Source organism: Paraburkholderia sp. (assembly GCF_035501035.1).
GTDB lineage: Bacteria > Pseudomonadota > Gammaproteobacteria > Burkholderiales > Burkholderiaceae > Paraburkholderia.
Map to the genome: position 1 here is coordinate 1 of NZ_DATJWR010000220.1, position 7,358 is coordinate 7,358.

7 protein-coding genes and 2 pseudogenes are annotated in these 7,358 nt (G+C 60.0%); 6 read left to right on the top strand and 3 right to left on the bottom strand.

Annotated features, from left to right (window positions below; translation table 11 throughout):
• A pseudogene (locus tag VMJ11_RS15945) lies at positions 1-286 on the top strand (hypothetical protein); the annotation flags it as partial.
• A gap of 349 nt (positions 287-635) precedes the next feature.
• Here the strand turns inward: VMJ11_RS15945 and VMJ11_RS15950 are convergent.
• Positions 636-1,520, bottom strand: a complete 885-nt coding sequence (locus VMJ11_RS15950; RefSeq protein ID WP_325620359.1) for a LysR family transcriptional regulator — start codon at positions 1,518-1,520, stop codon at positions 636-638.
• Positions 1,521-1,719: 199 nt separating this feature from the next.
• Here VMJ11_RS15950 and VMJ11_RS15955 point away from each other — a divergent pair, with 199 nt between their 5' ends.
• Complete coding sequence (locus VMJ11_RS15955) at positions 1,720-2,136, top strand: ester cyclase (RefSeq protein ID WP_325620360.1); 417 nt, start codon at positions 1,720-1,722, stop codon at positions 2,134-2,136.
• Positions 2,137-2,472: 336 nt separating this feature from the next.
• On the opposite strand, the gene VMJ11_RS15960 is transcribed toward VMJ11_RS15955, so the two are convergent.
• Entirely contained in the window at positions 2,473-3,315 is an 843-nt protein-coding gene (locus VMJ11_RS15960; RefSeq protein WP_325620361.1) for an SDR family oxidoreductase, read from the bottom strand.
• Between the two features lie 203 nt (positions 3,316-3,518).
• Here VMJ11_RS15960 and VMJ11_RS15965 point away from each other — a divergent pair, with 203 nt between their 5' ends.
• The gene (locus VMJ11_RS15965) at positions 3,519-4,436 is read left to right on the top strand and encodes an AraC family transcriptional regulator (protein ID WP_325620362.1); all 918 of its coding nucleotides are present in this window, start codon (positions 3,519-3,521) and stop codon (positions 4,434-4,436) included.
• Positions 4,437-4,622: 186 nt separating this feature from the next.
• Here VMJ11_RS15965 and VMJ11_RS15970 read toward each other — a convergent pair whose 3' ends face one another.
• The gene (locus VMJ11_RS15970) at positions 4,623-5,297 is read right to left on the bottom strand and encodes a DUF1571 domain-containing protein (RefSeq protein WP_325620363.1); all 675 of its coding nucleotides are present in this window, start codon (positions 5,295-5,297) and stop codon (positions 4,623-4,625) included.
• A 225-nt stretch (positions 5,298-5,522) separates the two neighbouring features.
• Here VMJ11_RS15970 and VMJ11_RS15975 point away from each other — a divergent pair, with 225 nt between their 5' ends.
• The 3 genes and pseudogenes from VMJ11_RS15975 to VMJ11_RS15985 all read left to right on the top strand — a co-directional run.
• The gene (locus tag VMJ11_RS15975) at positions 5,523-6,002 is read left to right on the top strand and encodes an SRPBCC family protein (RefSeq protein ID WP_325620365.1); all 480 of its coding nucleotides are present in this window, start codon (positions 5,523-5,525) and stop codon (positions 6,000-6,002) included.
• A 176-nt stretch (positions 6,003-6,178) separates the two neighbouring features.
• Positions 6,179-6,655, top strand: coding sequence for a ferritin-like domain-containing protein (locus VMJ11_RS15980; protein WP_325620364.1), 477 nt, complete (start codon positions 6,179-6,181; stop codon positions 6,653-6,655).
• A gap of 238 nt (positions 6,656-6,893) precedes the next feature.
• A pseudogene (locus VMJ11_RS15985) lies at positions 6,894-7,358 on the top strand (hypothetical protein); the annotation flags it as partial.

The window sequence follows — 7,358 nt, forward strand, 5'->3', positions numbered from 1 at the left end:
AGTTTGGCCCGGTTCCGGGGACGATTTCGCCAAGCAGAATCGCCGCCGTTCGGTGCAACAGGTTCCTGTGGATGAAGTGCGGGCAGGCGTCGTCGTCGAAGCGGCCCCGGTCGTGTACGCGGCGCCTCCGGGTGTGTATGAGGGGCCTCCGCTTGTGTACGCACAAGCGCCCGTTGCCTACGGCCGCGGATATGAGGGTGAGTACTGGGACCGTCGGCAATGGCACGACAACGGCCGGCACAAGGGCTGGAAACATCGCCAGCATGATGACGCCGACGACGAATAGTGCCTGCCACACGGCACCCCGCCTGCGCATTCGCTAGCTACTACCTTTGGTGTCCCGGAATCTTTTCGCGTTGCCATGGGGCAATGAGGAGAATCTCACTGAGCGGCGGCTTTGTGGGGGGAATTGCCGTTGGGGTGTCCGCGCAGGTGCGTGCTGGACTGACTCTTCATGGCCGGGTTCTGCCTGATGGCGACCGGGGGAACTTGGCCGCCACCGTGCCGTCGGTGAATGCACCAAGCCGACCCATCCGAGACCTTCAGTTTTCCCGGAAGCGGTCATTGCCACCAGCGCCCGCTCGACAGAGTGTGGCGCCGATGGGTTTGAACAATGCTGAGGAACTATCACTTCGCTAAGCTCCGAAGTGCTCTCTCGCAAAATCCAGAAAGCTCCTCAACTTGGGCGTCACCCGGCGATCACGGGCATATAGAACGTGTAATGGCCGCGAAGGCGCCTGATAGTCCGGAAGCACAACAACCAGACTGCCCCGATCGAGTTCGCCGTTCACCAGTTCCACGGGCTGAAGCATGACCCCGACGCCCGCCACGGCGGCCGCCAGCAGCACCTCACCATGGTCTCCCATGAACCGCCCCGAGACCTGCACAGCGACGCGGCCTTCAGGGCCATCAAACGTCCACTCCGATCGCAGTTCCGTATGCGTAAAGCCAAGACACTCATGGTGCTCGAGATCAGCGGGAACTGTTATGCGCGGGTTTGCAGCAAGATACGATGGCGCGGCGCATAGCACTAACCGGTATGGAGCCAGTGGCTGAGCAATCAGGCCGCTATCCCCCAGCTCGCCAATCCTGAACACGGCGTCATAACCCTCGTCAATCAGATCGACGGCTCGATTCGACAGAGTCACGTCAACTGCGACCTGCGGAAACGCCTTAAGGTACTCCGGCAACTTAGGCGCCAAGGTGTGCATGCCGAAGCTCACAGGCGCGTTAATCTTCAGACGGCCAGTCGGCACTGAACGGGTTTCGGCTACGAGGTTTTCGGCCGCCTCGACCTCCGCGAGGATGATCTTGGCGCGTTCGTAATAAGCCCGGCCGATATCTGTCGGGCTTTGCCTACGCGTCGTTCTGTTCAGCAGACGCACGCCGAGACTCTGTTCCAGCACCTGGACGTGTTTTCCGACCAGTTGTGGCGACATCTGAAGCGCATCGCCAGCCGCCGAGAACGAACCCAATTCGACTGCTTTCGTGAAAACGCTGATACCCGTGAGGCGATCCATTCGAAACGTCCTGTTGTGAATGTCCAAAGATATCACGCATTTATCCCGATAAATTTGCAGTCTAGACTTGTTGCAGTTGTCGTAAGCGGGCCGAACCCGGCACGTACGCGACCTACCGCAACCTGCTCCGCCTCTCGTTTGGCGGCGCACGCAAGCGACGCCGTTGCGGGCGACCACATTCACTTACAAGGTTCAAATCATGTCCGCCGAATCGAACAAACTGTTGATGTCCCGCTTTGTTGAATTCATCAATACAGCCTGCGAGGCGCTTGCCGAAGAGCTTGTTGATGCCAATGCAATCTTCCACGCCCCCGTCAGCCCGGATCCTTTCATTGGACCGCGGGGCTACATGGAAATCCTCGGCATGATGCGCTCTGGTTTCCCCGACATACAATGGACGCTCGAAGAAATGATCGCGGAAAACGACACCGTTGCCGCACGTTTCATCATGCGCGGTACTCACCGAGCCACCTTCTTTGGCGTGCCTGCGAGCGGAACGAAGATTGAGGTTCAGGCCGTGAACTTCTATCGCTTTTCCAACGGAAAAATTGTCGAAGAGCGCGGGCAACCTGACCTGTTGGCCCTGTTGCAGCAGATCGGTGCGGTTCCAGCCTGAGCGGAAGATCGTCGCGCCCGCCATATGCACTTGCCGTCGGGACGATGGTGCATACGCGTTCCCTTTTTTCGCGAGTTGGATGCCGAATAGGCGAGTCACAACGGAACCGTGAATACATGCCGGGAACACCGCGGCCGGTCGCTCCTAAAGCGCACCAGTACGCAGGTTGATCTTCGCGTATAAGAAGATGGTTTGCCGTTTGACCGTACTCACGCCGATTGAACGACGATCTTGGTCACGGTGCCGAAGGTCGTCGAGCAGTCGGGGCATACCGCCGCCGCTGGCCGGATGCATCAAAGGCCAGGGTGATGAGCCCTTGTCCGGCGGCGCCCGTCTTTATTCTGGGGCGTGTGAAAGGGATGAAGACAGCTCGCGGTGGGCATTCGCCTGAGCGAGCAAGGTGTTCGCCTTGGATTCAAAAGCTTCAACTGCATCCGCGCCGGCGGCGAAGCGAGCGGGCGGCTCTTCCTGCGCCGTCAATTCCACTAGCGCGGCGGCAAGTTTGGCCGGATCGCCACCCTGCTTGCCGCTCATGCCTTTCCATGCAGCCACGGTCTCCTGAGTGCGCGACGCATAGTCATCAATGGAAAGTTCGGCGTAGGTAGTTGAGTCTGCGCTGAGGAGTTCTGTTCGGAAAAAACCTGGTTCTACCAGCATGGTGCGAATGCCAAAGGGAGCAATTTCCTGGGCAAGCGACTCCATCCATCCTTCGACGCCAAACTTTGCAGCGGCATATGCACTGCAAAACACGCCAGCAGTAATGCCAGCTGTCGATGAGATTGTGACTAACAGGCCAGAGCGCTGCTTGCGCATCACCGGCAATACGGCCCGGGCAACATTCATCGGGCCGAACAGAAGCGTTTCGAGCTGGCTACGCACCTGGGCGGGGCTAAGCTCCTCGAAGAAGCCCCCATAGAAGTTGCCCGCGTTGTTGACCAGCACGTCAATGCGGCCAAACCTCTGGACGGTAGTTTCGACGGCGGCCTCGGCATCCGCGGGGCGGGTCACGTCCAGCTGGGCGACCAGAAGATTATCGTGATCGCCGATGGCGTTCCTGACCTTTTCAGGATTGCGCCCGGTCGCCACAACATCGTGGCCGGCCGCCAAGGCTGCCTTGGCGATATCCACGCCCATGCCGCGGCCGGCGCCGGTAATCAGCCACACTTTCTTGCTATTCATACGCGGATCCTTTGTGTTCTTGATGCCCCAAAATTCGAGCATCGGATATGAATTAACTGGCTTCAGTGTCGCTCGATTGACACCGGGGAGGTTGCCGAAAGCGCCGAACTTCTTGCCTGAACTGACGAAGCGTGCTTAAAGCCACGCGAACGGTCTTCAACCGGAGTAAAGTGTTCCGGCCGTCTTGGCGTTAGAGATTTCGCATGAAATACCGGGTTTCCGAGCCAATGAGTACGACTACCGCACGCACGCACGACCTCGCGCGAGCCATCGCCCGCTTTGCCCAGTCTGACGGTGACTACACCACAGCCATACCAGCCCTTTCCCTTCACCGCCGGAAGGGGCCAACCGAGCCGTTGCACTGCATCTTTAGCCTCGGGCTGGGCGTCGTTGCGCAGGGCCATAAGCAGGCGTTGGTAGGAAAAGAGGTGGTGAACTACGGCCCCGGCCAGTCGATGCTGGCAAGCATCGACCTGCCTGTGATCTCGCACGTCACGCGCGCGAGTATTGAGGAACCGATGCTGGGCCTGATGCTGACACTAGACAGCCGCGACATCGTGAAGACAGCTGCGGAGATGCAGTTGCCGGCTCCGCCTCGAACGCCAGCTTTCACGCCGATCACGATTGAAACTCTTGACGATGCACTGATCGGCGTCCTGATTCGGCTGATCGAATTGCTGGACCAACCAGCATTGTCTCCGCAATTGGCACCGCTTTTTCAGCAAGAAATCATCGTGCGGCTTCTCGCTGGCCCCCACAGTCCGCAGTTACAGCACCTTGCGGCCAACGGATCGCCGAGCCAACAAATCGCCAGGGCTGTGAGATGGCTCAAGCAGAATTTCTCGAAGGGACTCCAGGTGGATGAACTGGCCGCGCACGCGCACATGAGTCCTTCGACGTTCCGTCAGCATTTCCGCAACATCACCGGAACCAGTCCTCTGCAATACCAGAATCAGTTGCGCCTGCAGGAAGCGCGGCAGTTGATGCTCAACCTTGGCATCGACGCGGGTAGTGCCGCGATCCAGGTAGGCTACGAGAGCGCCTCGCAGTTCAGTCGCGAGTACAGCCGTCTGTTCGGCGCGCCTCCGCAGCAAGACGTGAGGCGACTGCGGCTGTCGTGATGCGCACGTTCACGACCTGCAGGAAGCGATTGTTGACGATCTAGGGCACGGGGTCGAATGGCTGCTTCTGGCCGGTTCGAGCCCATCGACGTGCGGCACCCTGGCGGACCGAACAACACCATGCGGTGCCGAGATTCATTTAGCAAATCGAATCAATCATGCCCGGATGACCGCTCGCCCGCGTGATTAGCCAAACGGCCTGAGCTGCGAGCCTGGCACGTCGATGCGCAGGTCCTCCATCAACACCGTTTCAATTGGCTTACGTGACGCACCCTCGCTCGCGACCTTGACGGGCAGACCATGGCTCATATCGAACCACAACTCATAGCGGAACACGCCGGTCGCTACGTGTCCGGGGCTGCATGTCACGATCACATGCGTCGCCCGGCACATGCCGATAGATTCAGCGCCGACGACCTGTGTAATGCCATGCAGTTGAAGCGTGCGGACATTGACGAGCAGGGCGCCGATGTCGGACTCGTCGACGCGATGACCCTGTGGGCTCCGGATCATGCGGCTGTCGGGGCTCAGCATGAGCCTCGGAAACGTGCCGAAACCGAATGGCCAAAGCGTGACTTTTCCCGATGCCGGGCTATAGGTCAGTGTCGCGCCGGGATGCGGACGGATGAAGTCCATCCGAATGAAGCCCGGCTTGCGGTAGCCATACCGTATCTCGACGGGTTCTGCTCCCGCCGGTGTCGATTTCAGCGTGACCTGATAGTTTGCGAGCGCATCGAAGCGTGCCTGCGCATCGGAAACGAAATCCCGGTCTGGAAGCGGCACATCTTTCATCATACAAGTTTGCGCTGCTGTGGGATTCAACGCGGCCGACGCCACGTGGCCCGTGATGTCTTCTGCCACGCACTTCCGGAACGCCTGCGCGGCCACTGCGCACCCAGAACCGCTGTGGCCCCGATCTGCAGTATGCGCATCGCCGCCTCCTATACTTAAACGTACCTGGCCGTGGATCATGAATGATTCTGGAGCACTGTTTCGCACCACGCAATATTCGCGCGAAGGTAGCGCATGGGCGCGGCCAGCCTGTCAACACGCGTAGTCGTGGCGCAAACAAGGAGGAAGAGAACGATGGCGGAATTCCGTCTGACCACCTTGTGGTGCATCGATGCGCCGGTGCAGCCGGTGTGGGACGCGATTCACGATTCCATTCGTTGGCCGAGGTGGTGGAAGAACGTCGAATCCGTGCGGGAGTTGCAGGCGGGCGGGAGCGACGGGCTGGGCGCCGTGCATCGTTACACGTGGAAGGGCGTGCTGCCCTATCGTGTGATTATCGACGTGCGCGTCACGCGCGTGGCGCCGCTCGTTGCGCTGGAGGGAGAGGCCAGCGGCACGCTGGAAGGCGTGGGACGCTGGCACTTCGCAGCCGACGGCAGCCGCACTCTGGTGCGCTACGACTGGCACGTCAGGACTGCCAGTGCCTGGATGAGCGCGGTCGCGCTCGCGCCGCTCGCACGGCTGGCATTCCGCTGGAATCATGACTCAATCATGCGCGAAGGCGGCCTGGCGCTCGCGCGACGGCTCGAGGCACGTCTTGTCGATATCGAATAACGGGCCAGTACAGCCATTGCACTGCCTCGAGATCGCGCGAGCGCCGGAGGTACAGCGGCAAACCGCGATAAGTGCAACAATCGAACTCACTCTTCAGAGCGCCTGCAAACGCTTTCTGCGAGACGGAGGTGTCATGAACTATCCCCGCCGCTCACTGGCCTTGCATGGGAGGCACCATGGCTGAGATCGAGAAGGAGCCGGTCGTCGCAGTGCTGAACAAGATTCTCGAATCCGAGCTGGCCGGCGTGGTGCGCTATACGCACTATTCGTTCCTGGTGTTCGGATTCGGCCGCATTCCGATCGTTTCATGGCTGCGGCAGCAGGCGGACGAATCGCTTTTGCATGCGCACCAGGCCGGCGAATGGATCACGACGCTCGGCGCGTATCCGTCGCTCGCAATCGGTCCGCTGCTCGATTCCCACACGTTTGATATCGCGTCCATCCTGCGCGAATCGCTCGAGGCCGAACAGATCGCGCTCGGTCTTTACCGCGAGTTGCTCTCGCTCGTGGAAGGCTGCTCGGTCGCGCTCGAGGAGTTTGCGCGCCAGATGATCCAGGTCGAGGAACTGCACGCGGGCGAGGTCGACAAGATGCTGCGCCGCCCCGGCTCGACCACGACGTCGCCGCAGCACGGCATGGGACTCGCCGAATAGGCGCTGCATCCGGCGGATCAATGCGGAGGAGATGTCACGGCTCGGCGCAGCGTTCATCTGCGCCGCGCTTGTCGGCGGCATGGTGCATGCGCAGCAACCGCCGCCTTTCGACAGTTTGCCGCGCCAACGCGCCAACGCGCGAACGTGCGCCAGACGATGGGGCGCACGGGCGAAGTCTGGCTCGCCGGGTGGCAGTGTCGCATTAGGGCACTGCGGTAGAATTCGCTTCTCCAACTACATGAAGACCGGAATGTCGAAGTCGAAGACGTCGTTGCCGCCCGGAATCGGCAAGGTACTCAAGTGCCTTCACTATCCGCTTGATGTAATTTTGGTATGCGTGCGGTGGTATGTGGCTTATGCGTTGAGTCTGCGCAATCTCGAAGAAATGATGGCCGAGCGCGGTGTCAACGTTGACCACTCGACGGTGGACCGCTGGGTCATCAAACTTGTGCCGCTGTTCGAAAAGGCGTTCCGCCAGTACAAGCGGCCCGTGGGGAAGAGCTGGAGAATGGATGAAAGTGTGTCACGAACACGAGCGAAAGCTTGTGATGCTGTACTGAAGATGGGGACCTCGAATAACCCGAGGTTTTCAGTGAATTCTTTGCGGGACACCATGATTGCGACGGAATCCGGTTGTATGTGTGCAGCTATTCGCAGCTTTCCCGCAGTGTCGCCCGCTTTTTTGCTTCACATCGCCTCGAGC